The following is a 23,977-nucleotide window of genomic DNA, read 5'->3' on the forward strand; positions in this document are numbered from 1 at the left end:
TTTCGGAATATTTTACTTTACCTTTGTATACTTTTTAACTATTGAACGTTATGTCGCCAACTATCGAGCAGCTTGGACTCCGTGAACGCAAGGCCGCACAGCTGAAGATCCAGCTCGTGGACCTGCTCACCGAGGAGTTGCAGCACCGCGGCTTCCATGAGATCGGTGTGGAGGAGCTGTGTGAGAAGGCCATGATCAGCAAAGTGACCTTCTTCAAGTACTTCCCCACCAAGGACGCCCTGCTCTGGTACCACAGCACCGTATGGATCCATTGCGTGAAGGCCGATTGCCTGCTGAAGGGGTTGGAAGGGGTGGCCGCGCTGCGCTTCCTCTTCCAGGACATGGCCCTCCACTTCAATGAGCACGTCAACCTCTTCGGCTACTACTTCAGTGTGAACAGCATGCAGGTGAGCGGCGAGGAGCGCCCGGCGCTGAGCGATGCGGAGAAGCTGGCCCTGCACCCGGACGGCAGCACCCTGGGGCTCGCCATCAATTACAGCCTCGGCGAGTTCTTCCGCCAGCATACGCAGAAGGCCCGCAAGGCCGGTGACTTCCGCACGGACATGACCGTGGAGGCCCAGGCCATCCTCATCGGGTCGGTCTTCCAGGGATCCGGGCTGGTGGGTCTGCGCATCGATGCCGACCGGCCCGGCGACACCATGACCAACGCCTTCAACACCCTCCTGAAACTCCTGAAGCCATGAGCCCCCTGACCATGTCCCGCACCCTCACCCTCGAAGACTGCCTGCACCACCAACTGGGCGAGGTGGGCGCGAAGGCCAGGCACCTGGCCAGTACCATCGCCTCCGGCATGCGCGTTCCGCCGGGCATCGTGCTGCCCTGCGCCACGGTGCGTGACGGCATCACCGATGAACTGGTGGACGCGATCCTCGAAGCCACCCAGGCCTGGGGCGATGGACCGCTCGCCGTGCGCAGCTCAGGCATCGCCGAGGACGGCGCGGAGCACAGCTTCGCCGGGCAATTCGAGACGGTGCTGAACGTGCGCGGGAGAGAAGCGCTGGCCGATGCGCTGCGCGCCTGCCGGGATTCGGCTTCGTCCGCGCAGGTGAAGTCATACGGCCACGCCGGTGCACAGCCCATCGCCATCATCGTGCAACAGCAGGTGAACGCCCTTTGCGCGGGCGTGGCCTTCTCCGTCAACCCCGTTACAGGTGCGCGCGGGGAGGTGGTCATCAATGCGGTGGCAGGGCTCGGCGACAAGCTGGTGAGCGGGGAGGCCACGCCGGAAGCCTTGGTGGTGAAGGAGGGCAAGGTGGAGCGCAAGGCCAGCGGCAAGGCCATCCTGAGCGATGCGCAGGCCAGGGAGATCGGCGCCGCGGTGAAACAACTGGAGGCACACTTCGGTGCGCCGCAGGACGTGGAATGGGCCATCGATGCCGAAGGCCTGCACATCCTGCAGTCGCGCCCCATAACTGCGCTGCCACCCGCGCCCATCCCCATCCCGCTGGACATCCCACCCGGCACCTGGACGCGCAACGACCACCACACCACGCTCTCGCCCATGGGCTTCGGGCTCTTCTGCGCGGATTACGATGCGGCACAGACCGGGGCGATGCGCACCTACGCCATGCCGGTGAAAACGATCCAGTCGCGCATAATCGGTGGGCACCTGTACACACAGTTCGCCATGGAGGGCGGGGATCAGAAGGGCACACCGCCCAACTGGGTGATGTGGTTGGTGGCGCGCCTGCTGCCGATGATGCGCCGCATGAACAAGCAGGCCGAGGGCATCTTCCGTGACAAACCTCACCACGCGGAGATGCGCGCGTGGGAGGAGAAGTGGAAACCGTACTTCCGGGAACACAACGCGCGCTTCGATCCGGACAGGCTGAGCGCGCAGGATGATGCTGCGCTGCTCGCCGGATACCATGCCTTGGTCGCGCATCTCAAGATCGGCCTGCGCGTGCATGCGGAGACGATGGGCAATTGGATCGCGATCAGCGAATTCGGTCTGTTCTGCCAGGACCATCTTGGCTGGGACACCGCCACCACCCTGCGGGCCATGGGCGGCTGGAGCAAGGCCACCACGGCGGTCCATGATGAACTCACATCGCTCTGCCGCGCGCACTTCACCGCTGCCGAAGCGAAATCGGCGGTGGCTGTGATGACACATGACCTCGAAGCGGCCATCGCGACCAAGCCACCGTTCAGGTCGGCACTCGATGCGTGGAAACACGCCAATCGTCTGCGGATCCAGCACTACGACCTGCACAACCCCACCTTGGGCGAAACGCCGGAGTTGGTGGAGCGCCAACTGCGTGACATCCTCACCGGTATCGCGGAAGGGAGGACCGATCGGTCCGAAGCCGCGGATACCGAACGCGAGCAGTTGCACGCGGCCGCACGTGCCAAACTTAACGGCACACCCCTGCTCGCCGAGTTCGAGGAACTGGCCACTTGGGCGAAACGCGCTTACAGCTACCGCGACGAGAACGGCTACTACACCATCGCCACCGTCTTCGGAATGCTGCGGTTGCAGCTGTTGGAGATGGCGAGCCGCATGAAGGGGCTCAGCAAGCCTGAGCACATTTTTTACCTCACACCCGAGGAACTGGAGCCGGCATTCCGGGGCGAGTTGCCTGACATGAACGCGCGCATCGAACGCCGTCGCGGCGAGGAACAATGGGCGAAGTTCAACCGGGGGCCACGCTACTACGGCCCACCCGAGGCACCCATGCCGCCCACCGACCCGTTCCCTCCGCCGCTGCGCAAGCTTTTCCGCCTTTTCGATTGGATGACAAAGGCCGATATGACCGCACCTTCCGCCACGGATCGGGTGGAAGGCACCTTGATCGGTCAACCGGCGAGCGCAGGCTCCTACACCGGCACCGCTCGTGTGGTCGCCGGACCACAGGACTTCCACCGCGTGCAGCCCGGCGATGTGCTGGTGTGCCGCATCACCAGCGGCGAGTGGAGCATGGTCTTCGGCCGCGTGGGCGCACTGGTCACCGACGAGGGCGGCATGCTCAGCCATCCCGCCATCATCGCCCGTGAGTTCGGCATCCCCGCCGTGGTGAACACCGACACCGCCACGGTGCGCATCTCGGACGGCGCCACCGTGACCGTGGACGGCAGCACCGGTCACGTCACCCTCAACGCTTGATCGATCGCACCACCACCAAGCCACCCTGTCATGAAAACCCTGTTGAAGATCCTCGCCGTCCTCGCCGTCATCATCATCGGCTTCGTCGTGTATGTGAACATCGCCTGGGGCAAGGCGCATGAAGCTCCCTACCCGGACATCCATGCCAGCACCGACCCCGCAATGATCGAACGCGGGCGCTACCTCGCCTATGGTCCTGCGCACTGCGCCACCTGCCACATGCCGATGGACAAGATCATGGATGTAGAGAACGGGCTGGAGGTCCTTCCCTTGAGCGGTGGCTGGGAGATCACCTTCCCCCTCGGCACCTTCCATGCGCCGAACCTCACACCCGACGAGGAGACCGGCATCGGCACCTGGTCCGATGCGCAACTGGCCCGCGCCCTGCGCTATTCGGTCGCACACGATGGAGCCATCCTCATGGAGTTCATGCCCTTCCAGGAATTGAGCGACGAGGACCTGACGGCGGTGATCTCCTTCCTGCGTTCTCAGCCACCGGTGAAGCACGAGGTGCCACGCTCGGAATACAGTTTCCTGGGCAAGGCCATCTTCACCGCCATGGGCTACGAACCACTGGGACCAAAGAACACACCGCTTGCGCGCGTGCAACGCGACAGCACCGCCGAGTACGGCCGCTACCTCGCGCAAAGCGTGGCCAATTGCGGCGGATGCCACACCGAGCGCGACCTCACCACCGGCGAGTACATCGGCAAGGACTTCGCCGGCGGCATGTTCTTCGTGCCGGACGAATTCAGCGATGGGCACGGCCACATGTCACCGAACATCACCCCGGATGCTGAGACCGGCGTGATGGCGCATTGGGATGAGGAGACCTTCATCCGTCGATTCAAGGCCGGCCGGTTGGTCCCGGGTACGCCCATGCCGTGGGGTGCATTCTCGCGCATGGACACCATCGACCTGAAGGCGCTGTATCGCTACCTCCACGGCCTCGAGCCGGTGAACCGACCGGTTGAGAAGACGATCTACCGCCCGGGTGAGGAGATGCCGGGGTGAGCGGGTTGACACCACAGCGATCCCGCACCAGCATGCCAACGGTGGGCTCCACCTTCGGTATGCCCAGCACATGAACACGTGGGTGAAAAGACCAAACGTCCTTACCGGATCCTCCGCCCCTGCACCATGCGGCCCAACGGCCCCAGGATGCTGCCCTCGTCGCGCTCATTGCCACCCGATCGCGGTGCCGCGGCGATGATGGTATCCGCCAGTCGGCTGAAGGGCAGGCTCTGGATCCACACGTGGCCGGGGCCGCGCAGGGTGGCGAAGAAGACGCCCTCGCCACCGAACAAGGTATTGCGGATGCCACCCACGAACTGGATGTCGTACTGCACGGTGGAGGTCATCGCGGCCAGGCAGCCTGTGTCCACTTTCAGCAGTTCGCCGGGCGCCAGATCCCGCTCCACCAGCGTGCCACCGGCGTGTACGTACACCATGCCATCGCCTTCGAGCTTCTGCATGATGAAGCCCTCACCCCCGAACAGACCCGTGCCGATCTTGCGGTTGAAGGCGATGCCGATGCTCACACCCTTGGCCGCGGCGAGGAAGGCCTCCTTCTGGCAGATGAGCTGGCCGTTGAAGCGGCGCAGGTCCAGCGGCAGGATCTTGCCCGGATAGGCCGCCGCGAACCAGGCCGTGCGGATGCCGGTGGTCTCGTTGGTGTAGGCGGTCATGAACAGGTTCTCGCCTGTGAGCACCCGCTTGCCGGCGCTGAAGACCTTGTCCAGCAAGCTCTGTTCCTTGCCGCTGCCATCGCCGAAGATGGCCTGCATGCGGATGCCGTCGTCCATCATCATCAGCGCGCCCGGCTCGGCGATGACGGTCTCGCCGGGGTCGAGGGTGATCTCCACGCATTGCATGTCGTCACCGACGATGCGGTGGTCGAGTTCGTGGGAGTGGCGGTCCATGGTGGCTACTTTGGTCACGAAATAAGAAGAACCCGGCCCCGCATCCGGTCCTCATGTACGGTACGGTGCGGAACGGGGATGAAAGGTCGTGCATATGGAAGAGCGGAACCCATCATCCGGCGGACCACCACGGCCATCACACCGTCGCCGCAAGCCCGGCGCCACACGGCAGCGCCCTGATGACCAACGCGGTAACGCACCAGCACCCTCGTTCAAAGGGAGGTCTGGACCACCCCGCCGGATCCACTGGGCGCGCCACGGTATCGAGTTCCTCGTGATCGTGACCGGCATCATGGTGAGTTTCCTGCTCAACGAATGGCGGCAGGAGGTGAAGGACCGCGGTACTGAACAAGCCCTCTTGCGCGATCTGCTGACGGACCTGCGCCAGGACTCCGTGACCTTGGCCAATGAGATCACGGAGATCGACCAGGTGATGCGCTATTCCCAGCGCCTGATCGAACATGCGGAGGTGGCATTGCCCCCGGACTCCGTTGGTCGCATGCTGGCCTCGTGCCTCTCCTATTCGCGGATCCCTCTTCAGCGGGTCACCTATCAGGCCATGCGTTCCACAGGCTCAACCGGCCTATTGCGCGATCGTGAACTGCTGCACGATGTGCTGAAGCTTTACGAGCAGGACTATTTCATGATCGACGAGATCTGCGATATCGACAAGCGCTTCGTGGTCGACCGCATGTTCCCTTATGTGGATGCGCGTGTCGACATCCTGGACCCGGACATGGACGTCCTGCGGTCCATGTTCCGCGATGTCCAATGGCGCAATCTGATCCAGAGTTCCAGGTACTTCAAGCAGTATCTCATCCAGATGATGCGCAGCGAACTGGAAGCCGTGGACGATCTGATACGCCGTATCGAGGGGCAAGTCACGCCCTGAGCGATGCAGGAGGCGACGTGTAACTTGCGGCCAGCCAAGAGAACCTGCCCCGCATGCCCCTTGCCACCGCGAAAAAAGAGACCGCCAACACCGTGAGCGTGGACACCCTGCTCAGGGCTTGGGAACTGATGTGTACCGCCAAGGCGATGACCACGGTGTACGAGGAGCACGCCAAGTTCACGGCCAAGTACGTACACGCCACCAGCCGCGGCCATGAGGCCATCCAGCTGGCGCTCGGCCTTCAACTGCTGCCGCAGGACTTCGTCTACCCCTACTACCGCGACGACAGCATCCTGCTGGGCATCGGCATGGAGCCCTACGAGCTGATGCTGCAGCTGATGGCCAAGCGCGACGATCCCTTCAGCGGCGGCCGCACCTACTACGGCCACCCCAGCCTGCGCCGGGACCACATGCCGAAGATCCCCCACCAGAGCAGCGCCACCGGCATGCAGGCCATTCCCGCCACCGGCACGGCACTGGGCTTCTGGTACAAGGAGCAGGCGGGCATCGCACACGAGGTGGAAGGTGAAGCCCCACTGGTGGTGTGCTCCATCGGCGATGCGGCGATCACCGAGGGCGAAGTGGCCGAGGCCCTCCAGATGGCCGTGCTGAAGAAGCTGCCCATCATCTACCTGGTGCAGGACAACGAGTGGGACATCAGCGCCAGTGCCGACGAGATCCGCGTGGCCGACGCGCCCGAATATGCCAAGGGCTTCAAGGGACTGGAGGTGCGCAGCATCGATGGCACCGACTTCATCACCTGCCATGAGACGCTTCGCGAGGTGATGGATACCGTGCGCCGGGAACGCCGCCCCTTCCTGGTACACGCCAAGGTTCCCTTGCTGAACCACCACACCAGTGGTGTGCGTATGGAGTTCTACCGCAGCGAGGAGGATCTTGCGAAGCACCGCGAACGCGACCCCTGGCCACGCTTCCGCCAGCAGTTGCTGGACCTGCGCATCAAGCCCGCCGAGCTGGACCGCATCGAGGCCGAAGCCCATGCGCGCGCGCATGCCGACTTCGAGCGCGCCCGTGCCGCCGATGATCCCACATCTGCGGACCTCTTCACGCACGACTTCGCACCCACACCGATCACCGAGGAAAAGGGTGAGCGTGCACCCGCGGACCGTCAGCCCACCGTGATGGTGGACAGCGCGCTCTTCGCCATCCGCGAGCTGATGCAGGAGGATCCGCGCTGCCTGCTCTACGGGCAGGACGTGGGTGGCCGCCTCGGTGGCGTATTCCGCGAGGCCGCCACGCTAGCTCGGGATTTCGGCGACCACCGCGTGTTCAACACCCCCATCCAGGAAGCCTTCATCGTGGGCAGCACCGTGGGCATGAGCGCCGCTGGCCTGAAGCCCATCGTGGAGGTGCAGTTCGCCGATTACATCTGGCCTGGCCTCAACCAGCTCTTCACCGAAGTGGCCCGCAGTTGTTACCTCACCGTGGGCAAGTGGCCGGTAAGCAGCATCCTGCGTGTGCCCATCGGGGCATACGGCAGCGGTGGCCCATACCACAGCAGCAGCGTGGAGAGCGTGCTGTGCAACATCAAGGGCATCAAGATCGCCTACCCCAGCACCGGCGCCGACCTGAAGGGCCTGATGAAAGCCGCCTACCACGATCCCAATCCCGTGGTGATGCTGGAGCACAAGGGCCTCTATTGGAGCAAGATCAAAGGCACCGAGGAGGCGAGGACCATCGAGCCCAGCGCGGACTACATCATCCCCTTCGGCAAGGCGCGCATCGTGCAGGAAGCCGATCAGGCCAGCATCGGCAAAGGTGGAGCGGCGGTGATCGTCACCTACGGCATGGGCGTGTATTGGGCCAAAGGCGCGGCGAAGACCTTCCCCGGCCGCGTCACCATCATCGACCTGCGCACGCTTGTGCCCTTGGACGAGGAATGCGTGATGACCCATGTGCGGAGCCACGGCCGCTGCCTGGTGGTGACCGAGGAACAACTCACCAACAGCTTCGCACAGGCGCTGGCGGCACGCATCGGCGACCAGTGCTTCGAGCGGCTCGATGCACCTGTGCGCACCCTGGGAAGTGTGGACATGCCGGCCATTCCGCTCAACAGCACCCTGGAGGCCACCATGATCCCCAGCGCGGAGACGGTGGAGGTGGCGCTGAAGGCCCTGCTCGACTACTGATCGCGATGGAGGAACGCTTCATCCGCGTCCGACGCACGGCACGCTACCATGTGCTGGGTGATCCTTCCCATGCGAAAAGCCTGTGGATCGTGCTGCACGGCTATGGCCATCTCGCACGGTACTTCCTCAACAAGTTCGAGGGCCTCGCCAAGGACGCGCTGATCGTGGCACCGGAAGGACTCAACCGCTTCTACCTGGACGAACAGCACCAGCGCGTGGGCGCCACCTGGATGACGCGCGAGGACCGCGAGCATGAGATCCAGGACCAAGTGGCCTACTTGGATGACCTGGTGGATGAATTGCGACGCACCGTCGGTGAGCTTCCGCTGAACGTGCTGGGCTTCTCACAGGGTGTGGCCACTGCCTGCCGTTGGAGCCTGATGGGGCGAAGCGTGATCTCGCGCATGGTCCTGTGGTCGGGCAGCCTTCCACCCGAACCCGGCGCCGCACTGCTGGCCGGTCGATGGCGTGATCTGCGCATCGATGTGGTACTGGGCACCCAGGACCCATATGCCGGTGAAGAGGCATTTCAAACACAGTGCAATCGGCTCATCGCGGCGGGGCTTTCCTTCCGCACACACCGCTTCGATGGCGGCCATGTGCTGGAACCCGTCCTGCTGGGACGCCTGCTGCAACTGTGACCATCGCCCAACGCAGGTGTTGATGCGATGGGCCGGACAGCCCATGCACATCGCTGGGCAGCGAAAGCTCGGCCTGTGGACCATCAAGGTGCGACCCGGCCGTTCAGGGGGTCCTCATCGCGCCGGGCATTCGCGTCCCCTGCGGTCGGTATGCGCGATCGCGTCCACTTCAAAAATCCACAGGCGTCCCACCCTCCTTCCAGGCGAGGAGTTCATCCAGTGTGCGCACGGATACGCTGTGATAGCCTGGCCGCGCCACGCGGTAGATCTCGCGTGCTTTGATCCTGCCCTTCTCGGTGGCGACCAAGCGGGTGTACAGCGGCACCAGGAATTTGCGCCGGCCCACGGAGGTGAGGAATTCGGCCAATCGCGCTGCGCTGGGAGCGTAGTCGTTGGCGATCCCCAACTCCAGCCAAGCGGCCAGGATCTCCGAGTTCCCGGTTCCAGTAAGCTCGAAGGCCTTGTCCAGTTCGGCCATGCGTGGCGCGCCCAGATCACGTGGAAGACCACGCAGGAAGTGCAACCATTCCTGGGTCGTCCAGGCACTGGTCGCCAGTTCGCCGGCGGAACGCCCCTTCAACCAGGCATCACGCTCGGCATCCACCTTTTCGAATCGGTCCGATACAGGCACCACCTCGTCCGCGGGCACGCCCTCACCGTCCACCCATTCGGCGATGTCGATATCGATCCCCAGGGGGATGATCAACTCGCTCCTCAGCAGTTCCAGAAAGCGGTCTGTGGTCATGCTTTGGAAGGCGTGTTCCTCGAAGTAGCCGCGGAGGAAGGCATCGAACTTCTCGCGGCCGGCCTTCTCTTCCAACAGCCGGAGAAAAGCGTAGCCCTTCTCATACGCGATGTCCGTGACACCGTCGTCCGGGTCGCGGCCCGAGAGATCCAGCCGCAACCGGGTATCGGCGGCCAGGCCCTCCGCGTTGAGTTTTTCCACGGTGCGGTGCAGGTCCTGGTGGCCCAGCAAATGGTGCATGCGCGCATAGTCCGGGCCATAGATGGCTTCACAGATGCGGTTCTCGAAGTAGACGGTGAAGCCCTCGTTCAACCAGAAGTCGTTCCAGGTGGCGTTGGTCACCAGGTTGCCGCTCCAGCTATGGGCCATCTCATGGGCGATGAGCGCCGTGAGGCTCCGGTCACCCGCGATGATCGTGGGTGTGGCGAAGGTGAGCCGCGGATTCTCCATACCGCCGAAGGGGAAGCTGGGCGGCAACACCAGCACATCGTACCGCTCCCAGCGATACGGGCCGTAGAGTTCCTCCGCCGCGACGAGCATCGGCTCCGTGTCGGCGAACTCCCAAGCCGCCTTCTCCAGCAGTTCGGGCTCGGCATAGACGCCAGAGCGATCGCCCAGCGGTGCGAAAGCAAGGTCACCAATGGCCAGGGCCATGAGGTAGGCCGGTATGGGCTGGTCCATCCTGAAGGTGTAGCGACCATCGGCGCGCTTCTCCTGGGGATTCGTGGCGCTCATCAGCGCGATGGTGCCGGCCGGTGCCTGAACGGTTGCGGTATACGTGAACCGGATACCCGGGCTGTCCTGCACGGGGATCCAGGAGCGGGTGAGGATCGCCTGGCCCTGCGTGAACAGGAAAGGGTGGCGCTTGCCGAGGGTCTGCTCCTTGGACAACCACTGCAGTGCGCGCGCATCGGGTCCGGTGCGGTATCGAATGGTGATCCTGTCGGTACCCGTGGGCAGTTGGACCGTGAGGGGGCGCCCCATGAAGGTGCTGTCGCCAAGCGCATGGCGGAGCGGCGTACCGTCGGGGCGCTCCACCGCCGCGATCTCGAGACCATCCGTATCGAAGATGATGCGGTCCGCCCCATTTGACCGGATGTCATACGTGGCGCTGCCCTCGATCCGGTGGGCCTCCAGATCAGCACGGATGTCCAGTTCCAAGTGGGTGATCACCGCCTCGGACGGGCGGGCGTGGCTGTGGGGGTCCATGACGTAGGTGATGTCCGGCCCGCGCTCGGTTCGTTGGTCGTCCGCGGTACAGGCGACCAGCAGTGAAGCGAAAGCCAGCAGGGGAATGGAGGTGGATCTGTCCATGTGGGAGGCGGCGCGAAGGTATCCTTGCGGTTCCAGCGTGGGGGAAATGCGGGAGGCCGCCTTTCGGCGGCCTCCCTTGACCAGTCGGGGTGACTGGATTCGAACCAGCGACCACTTGCACCCCATGCAAGTGCGCTACCGGGCTGCGCTACACCCCGAGGGGGCGCAAATGTAGCCGATCATGGCGGACCAAAGGTTCGTGCGCATGCTCAACGCATCTTGGCTTCGATCACCTCGGTGAGCGGTGCGGCATTCTCGTGCAAGCGATCGAGCAACATGCGGCCATTGGAGGCGTGGAACCGGATGCCACCGGCGTATTGCGCGTCGGTGCCCGGGGCAAGCCCTTCGGCGGGTTCCAGCATCACGTCGAAACGCACTGCACGCGCGGGGGAATGGCGGGTGTCCACGAGTACCACCTTGGTCCGGCAACCCGGCTTGTGGAAGCAGAGCAGGTGTGTTCCCTTCTGGTCCAGGGAAACCCGGAATCTGTCGCCCGTGCGGACCTTCATCGGGGTCACGGTGCCATCCGGCGCGATGAGCTCGATGGACGGCCTGGAGATCACCTCCACGGGCAACAGCAGCTCACCATGCACGATGATGGGCTGTGCCGATGCGGCGAGAGCGAAGAGCATGATGATGATGTAGATCAGGGCTGCCAGGAAGGTGGCGGGAAGGTGTTTGAAGAGGGTTCTCATGGCTTGTGGGGTTTCAGGTTCGTGATGGACCCAAAAGTCCCCGCGCCGCCAGGCCATGGAAATACCCGGCTTCTGGTATTTGGCGAGGTTTCCAGCGGCGATCCCGCGGCTTTCTACCGGATACCGGGTAGGTCAGCGCGCGAGCTGGAACTCCACCACCACGGTGGTGCCCCTGCCAGGCGTGGAGTCGATGCTCACCTCACCGCCGAGTGCCGCCGCGCGCGACCGCACGTTGGCCAGGCCCATGCCATCGTCTTCGGATCGGACCTTGGCCGGGTCGAAGCCCGCGCCATTGTCGGCCACGATGATGGTGAGTTTGGCTGGGGCTCGCGTGAGTGAGATGCTCAATTCCGTGGGCTTGCCGTGCCGCAGCGCATTGCTGACCAATTCCTGCACCACGCCGTAGGCGGCCACCTCCACACGGCGGTCCATGCGGCGCTCCAGGCCGAACATGATGAGTTCCACTTCGAGGCGGCCCTTCACGGCGATGCTGTCGCGCAGGTCGCCCAGCGCATCCACCAAGCCGAACTCGGCGAGCTTGCCCCGCACCATGTCGTGGCTGATGCGGCGCACGGTGCCCACGGCGTCGTCCAACAGGCCCATCATCCGGCCATAGCTCTGGCGCTGTTCGATACGAAGACCCGCCACGACCTCCTCCAGGGCGCTGAACTGGATCTTCATGGCGCTGAGCATGCTGCCCAGGTGGTCGTGCAACTCACGGGCTATTCGTTCCCTTTCCTGCTCCTGCCCGGCTGCCACGGCCCCCAACAAACGCAACTCCTGGGTACGCAGCACCTCCTCGATACGCTTCTCCGTGAGTTCCTTTTCCTGCAAGGCCAGGCGCTGCCGGTGGCGCAGGTTTCGATAGCCCATCAGTCCCGCCACAAGCACGAACAGCAGTGTGCCGACAAGCAGGTTCCGCTGCAAGGACCGGTTCTCGCGCATCACGCGCTCCTTGACCACCAGCATGCGCTGCTCGTTCAGGAGTCGTTCCTTCTTCTCGGTCTCATGGCGTACCTCCAGCACGGCCATGCGATCGGCGAATCGTCGCTGGTTGAGCGTGTCGTTCTTCGCGGCGTATTCCTCAATTGCCATCGCCTTTCCCTGGTGGTCACCCATCTCGCCCAGCCATCCGGCGAGCTTCCGCAGGATCTGCACCTGCCGGTCGAGGCGCCCGAGCTCCTTGGCCAGTACGAGCGACTCCTGCAGATCGCGCAGCGCCTCTTCCTGTCGGCGCAAGGCCCAAAGGCTGGTGGACCTCATCTGCATGGCGGTCATGCGCCCGGCCCTGTCCTCATTGGCCTCGGCGATCCGAAAGGCCTCATTGAAGCTGGCCAGGGCGGCCTTGTGCTCCATGCCCCTGGCTTGGGCCAGACCCATGTTATTGAGCAACTGGCCGCGCAACCCGGGGCGGTCGGGTCCAAGGGTGCGCAGCATGTTGTCATACAGTTGGATGGCCTCCTCCTGCCGACCCAGCATGTAGGCGGTCGCACCCAGATTGTTGGCGGCACTACCCGCCACTGCGCCGAATCCCAGTGCCGTGGAACGGGCAAGTACATCCTGGTAATGGTCCCATGCCTCGGCGTAGCGCTGCTGCTCGAAACAAAGGTTGCCCCGGTTGATCAGAACGTTGCACAGGCCGGCCTCATAGCCCAGGCTGTCGGCCAGCCGTTCCGCTGTGGTAAGTGCCTCCAGCGCACCGCTGTAGTCCGTCCTTTTGCGCAACACTTCGGACAATACGGTGTAGGAGTCGGCCAGGTCGTCCGATCGACCGGCCAGCTTGAGTTCATCGATCGCCGCCCGGATCTCGCGTTCGGCCTGCTCCTGGTCGCCCACCTGCTTGAATATGACAGCGCGGGTGCGGAGCCTTGCACCCTGGAGCACCCTTTCAGTGAATACCCCCGCGCTGTCGCATTCCTCCAATTTGCCAATGGCCAGGGCGTAGCGGTCGTTGCGGAAGGCATGGCCGGACTCCGACAGGCAGCGGATCGCCATGGCCCAGGTCTCCTTGAGCGGTTCGAGCTCGCGGGAAAGGGCGGCGAGTGGCGCGGGATCGCCATCGCGCCAGGCCGCACGGTAGCGATCGTACCATGGCTCCCAAGGTGGCTGCGCCACCAAAGGCAGGCCGATGAGCAGCATGACCAGTACCGGCCCGATCCGCGGCAACGGTGTCATTGATCCTTAGAGCTTGGTTTGGCCCGCAGGTGCTTCTCCAAGCGGGTGAGCATCCTGGACCATTCACCCTCCACACGCCTGAGGTCCTTCAGCAGGGCCGGCGGAAAACAGGAAGAGGACAAAGGCATGCAAAGGCATGGCGCCAATACGCACATCGCCGCCACGCGCTGATCGAACCTGTGATCGGTCCTGAACCACAGGCCAGGAACGGATCCGGCCACCGGCATCGGCACCGGCATCGGCACCTTGCGCGGACAGTCGCCACAATGGACATCACGCGCTGGGTCTGGAACCACCACCCCATCCGGCCGCCAGCAGTCGTTGGCGGTTAGGTAGGTCCGGGTGAATGTGGCCAGGACCGTGAGGTCCATGTCGGTCCCCACATCGGCCACGGCCCCGATCAAACCCAGCCTGCAGGCCAGTTTCGGATAAGAACCGATGCAGTGGTCCCCACCGCTCACCGTAGCGAGTTCCACGCTCGCCGAAGGATACACTGCCCGGTAGTACTTGTCCAGTTGCTCCAATAGCTTGGTCACCGCTTCACCCATGCCTTCACCGTACACCGCGTTGAAGCCAGCCTCGATCGCCCAGGCATCCGCGTTGGCCTCGCAATCCTCGAACCCGGTCTCCGCTCCGGCCACGGCATGTCCGATCTCATGCAGCAACATGAACATGATCAACTCCTCTCCCACCGCAGGATGCCGCAGGAATGACGACGGCACTTTGATGTGGGGGCATGTGCCCGTTGGAGCGCCCGCAGCGCAATAGGAACCTTGTATCCAGGGGAAAGCGATCTCGCACTCCGTCGCGTTCGGGAAGAACTCCACGAAGGCGGACAGGATGGAGGCCGGACGGGTATAGCCGGACCTCGCGATCTTCTCCAACACACCATCCAGACGTTCGTCCGAAGGGCATCCAAAGGTGCCGCAACGCACAATGCCCCCCAGGTCCACCAGATCGCGGTCCGGGCAACGGCCATCGTCCGTGCTTATTGGCGAACGCGGCCCCGCATGTACGGCGGTATCCCCGACACGCTGAAAAAAGGCTTGGATATTCCTCGCGTAGCGATGGGCCCTTTGCTCCCGCGCCAGCCGGACCTCCTTCACGTTCTTGTCCACCAAAGCCTCGCAGGTGCAATAGCAGGTACTTCCCTGGGCCGTGCGGAAATACACGCGCGCATCGAAGGGCAGCACCTCCTGGCACACGCGCTCCACCCGGGCACGCAGGCCGGGCCCATCCGGGCAGGGACCTGCTGCTTGGGAAGCACATCCCTGGGCGATGAGCATGAAGCCCACGGCCACACCTGATGACAGGCGGCGAGGCATCCGCTTATTTCTTCTTGGCCGTCTTACGTGCCGGGCGCGCCTTCGCGCCCCCAGTCTTGGCGGCCTTCTTCACCGCCTTCCTGGATCCGGCCGCTGCGGCCTTCTTCCGTCCGATCAGCCCGGTGACCAGCTTCTTGAGATCCGCTGCCGTAAGGCGCTTCCGGGTCTTCACTTTCACACTGCCGATGTACTTGGCCCCGACCCGGGGCACAGCAACGGTGGCGCCAGGACCACCACCTGCGCCATCGAGGATGACCGGAATGTCATGCGTGGGGATGTTGGTGGCACTGATGAATGCATTGATCGTAACGGTCCTTGGCGCATTGCCGGTGAAAGTAAAGCACAGTTCCCATAAGTCCACCTCAGGTCCTCGTGTGCCGGCCTGGTAGTACAGGTCGCATACGTTGTTCGTGCCACTTCGCAGCACGCCCTTCATGTTGGAGGTATTGCGCGGCTTGAAGTTGGCCGGGCATTCAACGACGCCGATGTACTTGGCACCCGAGATGGGCGGTTCGATGGTGGTGATCTTCCAAGCGGCCATGGTGTTGGGGGGTTTGGGGGTTGATCTTGGGAACTCCGTCTTCTCCTGGTCCATTGGCTGGCGCCATTGGAAGCAGGCTTCTTGTCACACATTCCAGCCGCGCTCCATGGCGTACTTCACCAGGCCGGCGGTGTTGCGGATATCGAGTTTGTGGAGGATGTTCTTGCGATGGGTCTCCACCGTTTGCGGACTGATGAAGAGGTGTTCGGCGATCTCTTGCGTGGTGTGTTCCGAACAGATCAGGCGGATGATCTCCTTCTCGCGCTTGGTGATGTGCTGGTAGGCCTGCTCCCCGTCGCGGTCTTTGAAACGGTCGGCCTCCTCCCAGGCTTCCTGCACCTCGCGCCCCAGGTAGCGCAGCCCGGCGGCCACGCGGCGCAGCGCCTCCACCAGTTCATCCTTGCTGGTGTTCTTCAGCACGTAGCCGCTTGCGCCGGCATCGAGCAATTCATGGATGAACTCCTTGTTGTTGTACATGCTCAGCACCAGCACGCGGCTGCCCTTGCAACTCTTCAACACCGCGCGTGTGGCCTCGATGCCGTCCATCTCGGGCATGCTGATGTCCATCAGAACGATCGCGGGCTTCAACCGCTTGGCCTCCTCCACCGCCTGGTGCCCATTGCTGGCGCGGCCCACAACCTTGAAATCCTCCTGGTCTACCAGTACGGCTTCCAGCCCATCGAGCATGATGGACTGGTCGTCCACGAGCAGCAGTGAGACGGGTTCCTGGAGCATGATGGCAAAGGTGTTGGCGGCTTGCCGCACTGAAAATACCCGATCCCGGGTATTCTGCGGCCTTGAGCCTCATTTTTCATTCGCGGTCTCCCAACGTGCGTGCGCGAACGGCCACACCGACGAAGATCTCCAGATCGTCCCAAGCCAGTCCGGTATAGACCCGCTCGGCCAGGCGTTCGCCATCCCATGAACCACGCTCCCAGACGCCCGCCTTGATGCCGTTCACATAGCGGCCACTGCTCTCCAACTGTCCGCTGGGGTGGTAGTAGCTGGCTTCACCGTGGGGCACGGCCAGGGCCTCGTCCAAGTATGTGCCTTGGTGGCGCAGGGTGCCTGAGGCGCTGATGACGCGTACCTGGAAGGTGCCGTCGTTCATGCGGTACACATCTCGGCGCAATGCGTTGGCGTGCCATGGGCAGATCGCGAAGCGCTCGTTCACCACTTCGGTGCGCACGGATGAGGCCTGGGCCAGGTCTTCGCCGGACCGGATCTCGTGGTCCAAGGGCCGGCCATCAGCGAGTTGTTGGGCGTTCAGGCCGCCATAGAGGGTCATGGCTGCCAGCAGGAAGGTGATGGAGGTTCTCATGGCAAAGGGTTCTTGGCGTTTCCGGCGTCGTTGCCGGTGATCCAAAAATGGCCGGTGCCTCCCCCCTCATCCATACCCATTCTCGTGTATTTCCATGCCGCGAACTGCCCACCTTGCCTTGTTCCTACCTGGAAACGGGCACTTCGGGAGAGGTGGGCTTGCCCGCGTATGGCACCAGGCCTATTGACGCTACGATCATGTCCTGCCCTCATGGTCATCAAGCCGCCAGCGGCAGCTCGATACTCACGACGGTACCCCGGCCCAAGGAGGAATCGATATCCACCGTGCCCCCCAGATCCACGGCCCGCTTGCGCACATTGCCCAGGCCTATGCCGTCCGCGGCCTGGGACGTGTCGAAGCCGGTGCCATTGTCTTCCACCAGGATGTTCAATCGTTGCGGTGCGCGGGTGAGCGAGATGGCCAGTTCGCTGGGCCGTCCATGCTTCAACGCGTTGCTCACCAACTCCTGCACGATCCGGTAGGACGCCATCTCCACCTTGGCCTCCAGCCGCTCCTCCAGGCCGAACAGGCTCAGCTCCACATCGAGCCGCCCTTTCACCGTGATGCTCGCGGCCAGGTCGCGCAACGCGCCATCGAGGGTGAATTCACCCGTACCGCCGCGCACCATGTCGTGGGAGATCTTCCGCACCAATACCACCGCGTCATCGATCATCGTGGTCATCTGGTCCAGACCTGCCACGGGCTCGATAGCCTCCTCATCGCCAATGGGTCCCATGGTGGTGAACTGGAACTTGATGGCGCTGAGCAAGCTGCCCAGACCATCGTGCAATTCGCGGGCGATCCTGTCGCGCTCCTGCTGCTGGCCCGCCACCATGGCGTTGACCAATCGGAGTTCCAGTTCGCGAAGGACCTCCTCCACACGCTTCTCGGAAAGTTCCTTCTCCTTCAAGGCCAGGCTTTGTCTGTGCCTCATGTTGCGGAGAGCCAGCCAACCAATGAAGAGAAGCAGGGCCACCAGCACCAGCAACAGGTTGCGCTGCAGGGACCGCTTCTCCCGGATGATGCGCTCGCCCGCCAGCTCCGCCTCGCGCAAGCCGATGAGCCTCTCCTTCTTCTCGGTCTCGTACTTCACCTCCATCATGGCCATGGAGTTGCTGAAGCGCTGTTCATTGAGCGTGTCCACCAGGGCGATGTGGCCCTGCAAGGCGGCGATGGCCCGGCCGAGCTCCCCCCTGGCCTCGTGGTAGCCGGCGAGCTTCTTGAGGATCTTGGAGCGCACCTCATGCCGCTCCAGCTCCCGGGCAAGCTGAAGCGCTTCCTCCAAGGAGTGGAGTGCCTCATCCCGTTGGCCCAGGTACCAAAGCGAGGTGGCCCGGAGTTGCAGGACATGCATCCGGCCATTCCGATCGCCTGCGGCCTCGTACAAGGCCAGCGCTTGCGCATGCCGAAGGATGGCGCCGGCATGATCGTCCAGGTCCGCCTGGACCACCGCCAGATTCTGCAACAAATGCGCGCGGAGCATGTGCTCCTCGGCAGCCAGCGACATGTACAAGCTGTCATAGAGCTGCATGGCCTGCTCGCCGCGATCCAACATCTGCGCCGCGGCACCCATGTTCGCCAAGGCGTTCTGCGCGATGATGTCCAACCCCTGTCCGATGGCCATGTCCACCGCCTGCCGGTACATGTCCCACGCCAGTTCATAGCGGTCCTGGTCATAGTATAGATTGCCACGGTTGATGAGTACGGTACAGCGGCCTGGCATGTGGTCCAGACTATCGGTGATCTCTCCCGCTACGACGAGCTTCTCCAGGGCTCCCGCATAGTCGGCCCTTCGCCTCAGCAATTCGGCATGGTTCACCAGCAGGTCCGCGTACTCGGCCAGATGGGGTGTACCCTTGAGGACCTCCAGTCCGGAAAGTATCTCCATCTCGGACCGGGAGAAGTCCGCGGCCCGCTTGAACGCCAGGGACCTGACCCGAAAGCCCCAAGCCGTCAGCAGTGGATGCTCCGGAACAGGCCGTTCGTCGATGTCGCCGATCTCCTGCAACACGGCACGGAGATCATTGCGTCGGTAGGCACAGGCGGCACGGGCCAGTTTGGTGAACCCCCCATCATTCCGATCCTCCAAGGAAGAAGCGGCCAAGGCGCACATCACCTTGGGGTCCGAGGCATACCACGCCGCCACGAATCGCATGTAGGCGGAACTGTCCAGCGTGGCACATGCATGCCGTGCACAGCCGCTCGTGATCGCCAGGGCCATCACCCATCCCAGGGTCCGTCCAAAGGGTGTACATACCGGTATCTTGAAGACTTGCCGCACCGCTGATCCCAAAGGTGGCATGAAATGCGGTTCGGCCAGGCTCAGCTTCCATCGAGGACCGGAGGCTTGTCCTTGCCCCAAGGCGGGTTGTTGGCGGTGATGGCGGCGACCTCCACCACACGTGGAGGGCCGATGCCCGTGTACACGATGGTGGTGTCCCAGATATCCGTCGCAGCCGGTGCGCCGGTCTGGCGCTTGTACGGCAGGTGGTAGTTGTCCGGATCGATCACATCGGCCACGAGCGGCGACTTGTCCGGAACGAAATCCGCTGGACGCTGAACATGGGTCTTGTAGGTCTGGCCCGATATGGGCGGTGTTTGGGTGGTGAGGGTCCAGGACATCTTTTTGGTGGTTGATGGATAGCTGCGACCGATCGTTTCGAAGAAGTCCCATCATCCGTACCAGCCTCGCTCCATGGCGTACTTCATGAGGCCGGCCGCATGGTGGATATCGAGTTTGTGCATGATGTTCTTGCGGTGGGTCTCCACCGTGTTGGGACTGATGTGCAGTCTTTCCGCGATCTCCGGGTTGGAGTGGCCCGCGCATACCAAGCGGATGATCTCCTTCTCCCTTCTGGTGATGGCCTGGTGGCCGTCCGTGGCATGGGGTCCTTCTGTCCTGCCCGCATTGGCGGGCATCTTCTGCACGTCAAGTCCCAGGTAACGCCCACCAGCAGCCACCCGGCGCAGCGCCTCCAGCAATTCCTGCCTGCCAGTGTTCTTCAGCAGGTAGCCATGTGCGCCCACACCAAGCAATTCATCCACGAACTTCCTGTTGTTGTACATGCTCAGCACCAGCACCCGGCTCTTGGGGCAGCATTTGCCCAAGGCTCGCGTCGCCTCAATGCCGTCCATGCCTGGCATGCTGATGTCCATCAGGACCACATCCGGCGCCAGCCGCTTGGCCTGTGCCACCGCTTCGGAGCCGTTGCAGGCGCGCCCCACCACCACCAGGTCGGGCTCCCGTGCGAACATGGCTTCCAATCCGTCGATGATGATCGACTGATCGTCCACGATAAGCAGGGAGATCTTCGTCATGGGGCAGGATCAAATATGGGCCATGATGGCTGCGGAAAAAATACCCTGCCCAGGGTATTTTCAGTGGGCCACAAATTGTCGACATTCCCGCCGGACCTGATCCGGCACTCACCAAAGGCCCGCGCTGCGCAACAGGACGAACAGGGCCACCAGCAGGTAGACCAAAAAAGTCGGAACGCCGGTGCCGTACTTCCTGAAGAACCGGGTCATGATAGCGGCCATGCGATGGCAAAACTCCAAAGCCACGTCATGCCCGATGTTCCCGTCACGTGAAGCGTTGGGGATCCTTTCAACAGGTTCGTCCACGGACGAACAATAGGATGAGCGGCGTGTTCGTCCGGCGGTCGTCCGGATAATTTCGCGCCCTCAACAGACCTCCCAGCTCCTGATGTTTCGCCGCTCCATCGTCCTGCCCGCTCTGTTCATCTCGTTCGCAGCGGCCGCACAGACCCAGCGATTCACCGTGAGCGGCTACGTGAAGGACGCCACCAGCGGTGAGGCGCTCATCGGCGCGAACGTTTACGTGAAGGAGACCATGCGCGGCACGGCCACCAACGTGTATGGCTACTATGTGCTGAACCTGGAGGCCGGCACCCATACCGTGGCCATGAGCTTCATCGGCTACGAGGAGTCCACCACCACCGTGGAGGTGAAGGGCGACATGAAATTGAACATCCAGGCACGGCCCAAGGCGATCCTGGCGCGCGAGGTGGAGGTGATCGGCGAACGGCGGGCCGAGAACGTGGAGGACACGCGCATGGGCACGGCCGACATCGATGTGCAGAAGCTCAGCACGCTGCCCGCCCTGCTCGGCGAGGTGGACATCCTGAAGACCATCCAGTTCCTGCCCGGCGTGGCCAGCAACGGTGAGGGCAACAGCGGCTTCTATGTGCGCGGCGGTGGGCCCGACCAGAACCTGATCCTGCTGGACGAGGCCACGGTGTACAACGCCAGCCACCTCTTCGGCTTCTTCAGCGTGTTCAACGCAGACGCGGTGAAGAACATCGAGCTGATCAAGGGGGGCATGCCGGCGAACTATGGCGGGCGCATCAGTTCGGTGCTGGACATCAGCATGCGCGACGGCAACGACAAGGAGTTCCACGGCCAGGGCGGTATCGGCCTCATCTCCTCGCGCCTCACGCTGGAAGGCCCCATCGTGAAGGACCGCAGCTCCTTCCTGGTGAGCGGCCGCCGCACCTACATCGATGTGCTCACCAAACCCTTCATCAACCCCGAGAGCGCCTTCAGCGGCAGCGGCTACTATTTCTACGACCTCAACGCCAAGGCCAGCTACCGCCTCAGCGACAAGGACCGTTTCTACCTGAGCGGCTACTTCGGGCGCGACGTGTTCGACTTCAGCGGCAGCAACGAAGGCGACCCCAAGTTCCGCATCCCCTGGGGCAACGCCACACTGGCCGCGCGGTGGAACCATGTGTTCGGCCCGAAATTGTTCATGAACACCACGGCCACCTTCAGCGACTACACCTTCGCCTTCGAGGCCGAGCAGGACCAGTTCGAGTTCGAGTTGTTCAGCGGGATCAAGGACTACGGCCTGAAGGTGGACCTGAGCCACTACCCGGACGCGCGCCACCGGTTGAAGTACGGCGGGCAATACATCTACCACATCTACACCACCAGCACCGTGCGGGTGAGCAGCGGCGACACGGACTTCAACATCGATACGCCGCCCAAGCTGCACGCCCACGAGACCGCGCTCTATGTGATGGACGACTTCGACATCACCGACCAGCTGCGTCTCAACGCCGGCGTGCGCCTGAGCACCTTCGCCCATGTGGGGCCCTTCACCCTGTACGACCTGGACGAGCGCGGCCGTGCCACCGGCACCCGCGATTTCGACGGTGGCGAACCCATCGCCTCCTACGCCGCCCTGGAGCCACGCGTGGCCATGCGCTACCGGATCGATGGCAGGAGCAGCGTGAAGGCCAGCTACAACCGCGGCCAGCAATACGTGCACCTGGCCAGCTTCAGCAGCACCGCCCTGCCCACCGACGTATGGATCCCCAGCGGCACGAACGTGAGGCCGCAGATAGGCACGCAATACTCGGCGGGCTACTTCCGAGACCTGCTGGAGGGTGTGTTCGAAACGAGCGTGGAGGTCTACTACAAGGATTTCGACAACCTGATCGAATACGCCGAGGGCGCCGAACCGCAGAACAACGGCAACACCAACTACGATGCGCAACTGGTCTTCGGGGATGGCTACAGCTACGGCGCGGAGCTCTTCGTGAAGAAGCGCACCGGTCGGCTGAACGGCTGGCTGGGCTACACCTGGAGCCGAACCATGCGCCAGTTCCCGGACATCAATGAAGGGCGCGAATTTCCCAGCCGTTGGGACCGCCGCCATGACCTGAGCGTGGTGACGGCCTACGACCTGAACGCGCGCTGGAGCTTCGGCGCCACCTTCACATACGCCACCGGCCAGGCCGTGACCCTGCCCGTGAACCGTTACTTCATCGAGGGGCAGCTGGTGAGCGAGTACACCGAACGGAACGGCTACCGCATGGCCGCCTTCCACCGGCTGGACCTGGCGGCCACGCTGAACAACCGCGCCACCAAGCAGGTGACCGACCCCGCCACTGGCGACAGCATCATGAAGGACCGCCGCTGGAAAAGCAGCTGGACCTTCGCCGTGTACAACGCCTATAACCGGGCGAACCCCTACTTCATCTACTTCGATGCCGCGGGCAACCCTGGCGCGGGCACCTTCCAAGTGGTGGCCAAACAAGTATCGCTCTTCTCCATCCTGCCCTCCGTCACATGGAACTTCAACTTCTGATGCGTCGCGTCCTGGCCCGTAGCCCATTGCTGATCGCCGGCATCGGCGCGGTCTTGCTGCAAGCCTGTGAAAAGGAGATCACCGTGGACCTGCCCATCACCGAGCCGCGCGTGGTGGTGGAAGGCACGATCGAAACGGGCCAGCCCCCGATCATCCTCCTCACCCGCACCCAGAGCTATTTCGCCGCTACCAGCATCAGTTCCATCGCCGAGAGCTTCATCCGCGAGGCCTCGGTGACGATCGACGACGGGCAAACACTGCACACACTCATCCGCATCTGCAGCAGCATGATACCCGACTCGCTGCTGGACGAGGCCGCCGCCGCCACGGGCATCGACGCCCAATTGCTGGCCAACGCCGACATCTGCATCTGGACCAAGCCCGATCTTCTGGGCGAGGAAGGCCGCACCTACCGCCTGCGCGTGGAGGCCGATGGCAAGACCATGACCTCGGTGACCACCATCCCCCACTCCGTGGCGCTCGATTCGCTCTGGTTCAGGCTGGCGCTGCAACGGCCCAATGACGACACGCTCGGTTTCCTTTGGGCTCGACTCACCGATCCGGACACCATTGGCAACGGCTACCGCTGGCTCGCCAAACGGCTGGGCAAGGACAACAGCTTCGTTCCGCCCTTCTTCTCGGTGTTCGAGGACCGCTACGTCAACGGCCTCACCTTCGACTTCAATTTCAACCGCGGCAGCCTGCCCTTCAGCACCGCCGAGGACGACGAGAACGAGGAGCGCGGCTTCTTCAAGACCGGCGACACGGTGGCGGTGAAATTCGTGAGCATCGGACAGGACGAGTTCCGCTTCTACAACAGTTTCCAGAACAACGTGGCCACGCAGGGCGATGTGTTCAGCAACCCCGCCAACGCCGTGGGCAACATCGAGGGCGGACTGGGTATCTGGGCCGGCTGGGGCGTGCGCCTGGACACGGTGGTGTGCGTGCCGTGACCCCGCTCACCCGGCCTCTGTACGGCACGGAATACTTTTGCGCCGCGCGGTGAAAAGCCGGGCC

At 63.3% G+C, this 23,977-nt stretch carries 19 protein-coding genes and 1 tRNA gene; 8 read left to right on the forward strand and 12 right to left on the reverse strand.

Translation table 11 applies throughout. The annotated features are described in order from the left end of the window. Positions 1-50 precede the first annotated feature (50 nt). Genes KIT10_05980 through KIT10_05990 form a run of 3 tightly spaced genes read left to right on the forward strand, consistent with a single transcriptional unit; the run spans position 51 to position 4,138 of the window. Entirely contained in the window at positions 51-704 is a 654-nt protein-coding gene (locus KIT10_05980) for a TetR family transcriptional regulator (GenBank protein ID MCW5898801.1), read from the forward strand. Further along, positions 701-3,124 (forward strand): hypothetical protein, encoded by a 2,424-nt coding sequence (locus KIT10_05985; GenBank protein MCW5898802.1) that lies wholly within the window; start codon positions 701-703, stop codon positions 3,122-3,124. The genes KIT10_05980 and KIT10_05985 overlap by 4 nt, the downstream gene beginning before the upstream one ends. Before the next feature lie 30 nt (positions 3,125-3,154). Then, positions 3,155-4,138: a c-type cytochrome gene (locus KIT10_05990; protein ID MCW5898803.1), complete on the forward strand. Its 984-nt coding sequence runs from the start codon at positions 3,155-3,157 to the stop codon at positions 4,136-4,138. Positions 4,139-4,239: 101 nt separating this feature from the next. On the opposite strand, the gene KIT10_05995 is transcribed toward KIT10_05990, so the two are convergent. Next, entirely contained in the window at positions 4,240-5,046 is an 807-nt protein-coding gene (locus tag KIT10_05995) for a TIGR00266 family protein (protein ID MCW5898804.1), read from the reverse strand. A 280-nt stretch (positions 5,047-5,326) separates the two neighbouring features. On the opposite strand from KIT10_05995, the gene KIT10_06000 reads away from it, so the two are divergent. From KIT10_06000 to KIT10_06010, 3 genes are read left to right on the forward strand one after another with little or no spacing between them, the layout of a single operon-like run. Then, entirely contained in the window at positions 5,327-5,938 is a 612-nt protein-coding gene (locus tag KIT10_06000) for a hypothetical protein (GenBank protein ID MCW5898805.1), read from the forward strand. A gap of 53 nt (positions 5,939-5,991) precedes the next feature. Continuing rightward, positions 5,992-8,088, forward strand: coding sequence for a tungsten formylmethanofuran dehydrogenase (locus KIT10_06005; protein MCW5898806.1), 2,097 nt, complete (start codon positions 5,992-5,994; stop codon positions 8,086-8,088). 5 nt (positions 8,089-8,093) lie between these two features. Continuing rightward, the gene (locus tag KIT10_06010; protein MCW5898807.1) at positions 8,094-8,729 is read left to right on the forward strand and encodes a hypothetical protein; all 636 of its coding nucleotides are present in this window, start codon (positions 8,094-8,096) and stop codon (positions 8,727-8,729) included. A gap of 169 nt (positions 8,730-8,898) precedes the next feature. On the opposite strand, the gene KIT10_06015 is transcribed toward KIT10_06010, so the two are convergent. From KIT10_06015 to KIT10_06065, 11 genes are all read right to left on the reverse strand, one after another. Continuing rightward, positions 8,899-10,788, reverse strand: a complete 1,890-nt coding sequence (locus tag KIT10_06015; protein ID MCW5898808.1) for a M1 family metallopeptidase — start codon at positions 10,786-10,788, stop codon at positions 8,899-8,901. Between the two features lie 84 nt (positions 10,789-10,872). After that, positions 10,873-10,946, reverse strand: a tRNA-Pro gene (locus tag KIT10_06020). Between the two features lie 51 nt (positions 10,947-10,997). Further along, complete coding sequence (locus tag KIT10_06025) at positions 10,998-11,483, reverse strand: hypothetical protein (protein MCW5898809.1); 486 nt, start codon at positions 11,481-11,483, stop codon at positions 10,998-11,000. A 132-nt stretch (positions 11,484-11,615) separates the two neighbouring features. Beyond that, positions 11,616-13,658 (reverse strand): sensor histidine kinase, encoded by a 2,043-nt coding sequence (locus tag KIT10_06030; protein MCW5898810.1) that lies wholly within the window; start codon positions 13,656-13,658, stop codon positions 11,616-11,618. Further along, on the reverse strand, positions 13,655-14,983 hold the full coding sequence (locus KIT10_06035; GenBank protein MCW5898811.1) for a hypothetical protein: 1,329 nt from the start codon (positions 14,981-14,983) through the stop codon (positions 13,655-13,657). The genes KIT10_06030 and KIT10_06035 overlap by 4 nt, the downstream gene beginning before the upstream one ends. Positions 14,984-14,987: 4 nt before the next feature. Beyond that, positions 14,988-15,524, reverse strand: coding sequence for a hypothetical protein (locus KIT10_06040; GenBank protein MCW5898812.1), 537 nt, complete (start codon positions 15,522-15,524; stop codon positions 14,988-14,990). A gap of 84 nt (positions 15,525-15,608) precedes the next feature. Beyond that, positions 15,609-16,259 (reverse strand): response regulator transcription factor, encoded by a 651-nt coding sequence (locus tag KIT10_06045; GenBank protein ID MCW5898813.1) that lies wholly within the window; start codon positions 16,257-16,259, stop codon positions 15,609-15,611. A 76-nt stretch (positions 16,260-16,335) separates the two neighbouring features. Then, on the reverse strand, positions 16,336-16,845 hold the full coding sequence (locus tag KIT10_06050) for a hypothetical protein (GenBank protein ID MCW5898814.1): 510 nt from the start codon (positions 16,843-16,845) through the stop codon (positions 16,336-16,338). Positions 16,846-17,062: 217 nt separating this feature from the next. Further along, entirely contained in the window at positions 17,063-19,066 is a 2,004-nt protein-coding gene (locus KIT10_06055) for a sensor histidine kinase (GenBank protein MCW5898815.1), read from the reverse strand. Positions 19,067-19,167: 101 nt separating this feature from the next. Beyond that, positions 19,168-19,467, reverse strand: a complete 300-nt coding sequence (locus KIT10_06060) for a hypothetical protein (protein MCW5898816.1) — start codon at positions 19,465-19,467, stop codon at positions 19,168-19,170. A gap of 51 nt (positions 19,468-19,518) precedes the next feature. Further along, on the reverse strand, positions 19,519-20,163 hold the full coding sequence (locus KIT10_06065; protein ID MCW5898817.1) for a response regulator transcription factor: 645 nt from the start codon (positions 20,161-20,163) through the stop codon (positions 19,519-19,521). A 388-nt stretch (positions 20,164-20,551) separates the two neighbouring features. On the opposite strand from KIT10_06065, the gene KIT10_06070 reads away from it, so the two are divergent. Both KIT10_06070 and KIT10_06075 read left to right on the forward strand, forming a co-directional pair. Then, a complete protein-coding gene (locus KIT10_06070) occupies positions 20,552-22,960 on the forward strand; it encodes a TonB-dependent receptor (GenBank protein MCW5898818.1) in 2,409 nt (802 codons plus the stop codon). Next, positions 22,960-23,913: a DUF4249 domain-containing protein gene (locus KIT10_06075; protein MCW5898819.1), complete on the forward strand. Its 954-nt coding sequence runs from the start codon at positions 22,960-22,962 to the stop codon at positions 23,911-23,913. The genes KIT10_06070 and KIT10_06075 overlap by 1 nt, the downstream gene beginning before the upstream one ends. The last annotated feature ends 64 nt before the right edge of the window (positions 23,914-23,977 follow it).

This window comes from Flavobacteriales bacterium (assembly GCA_026129465.1).
Classification (GTDB): Bacteria; Bacteroidota; Bacteroidia; order Flavobacteriales_F; family PHOS-HE28; genus PHOS-HE28.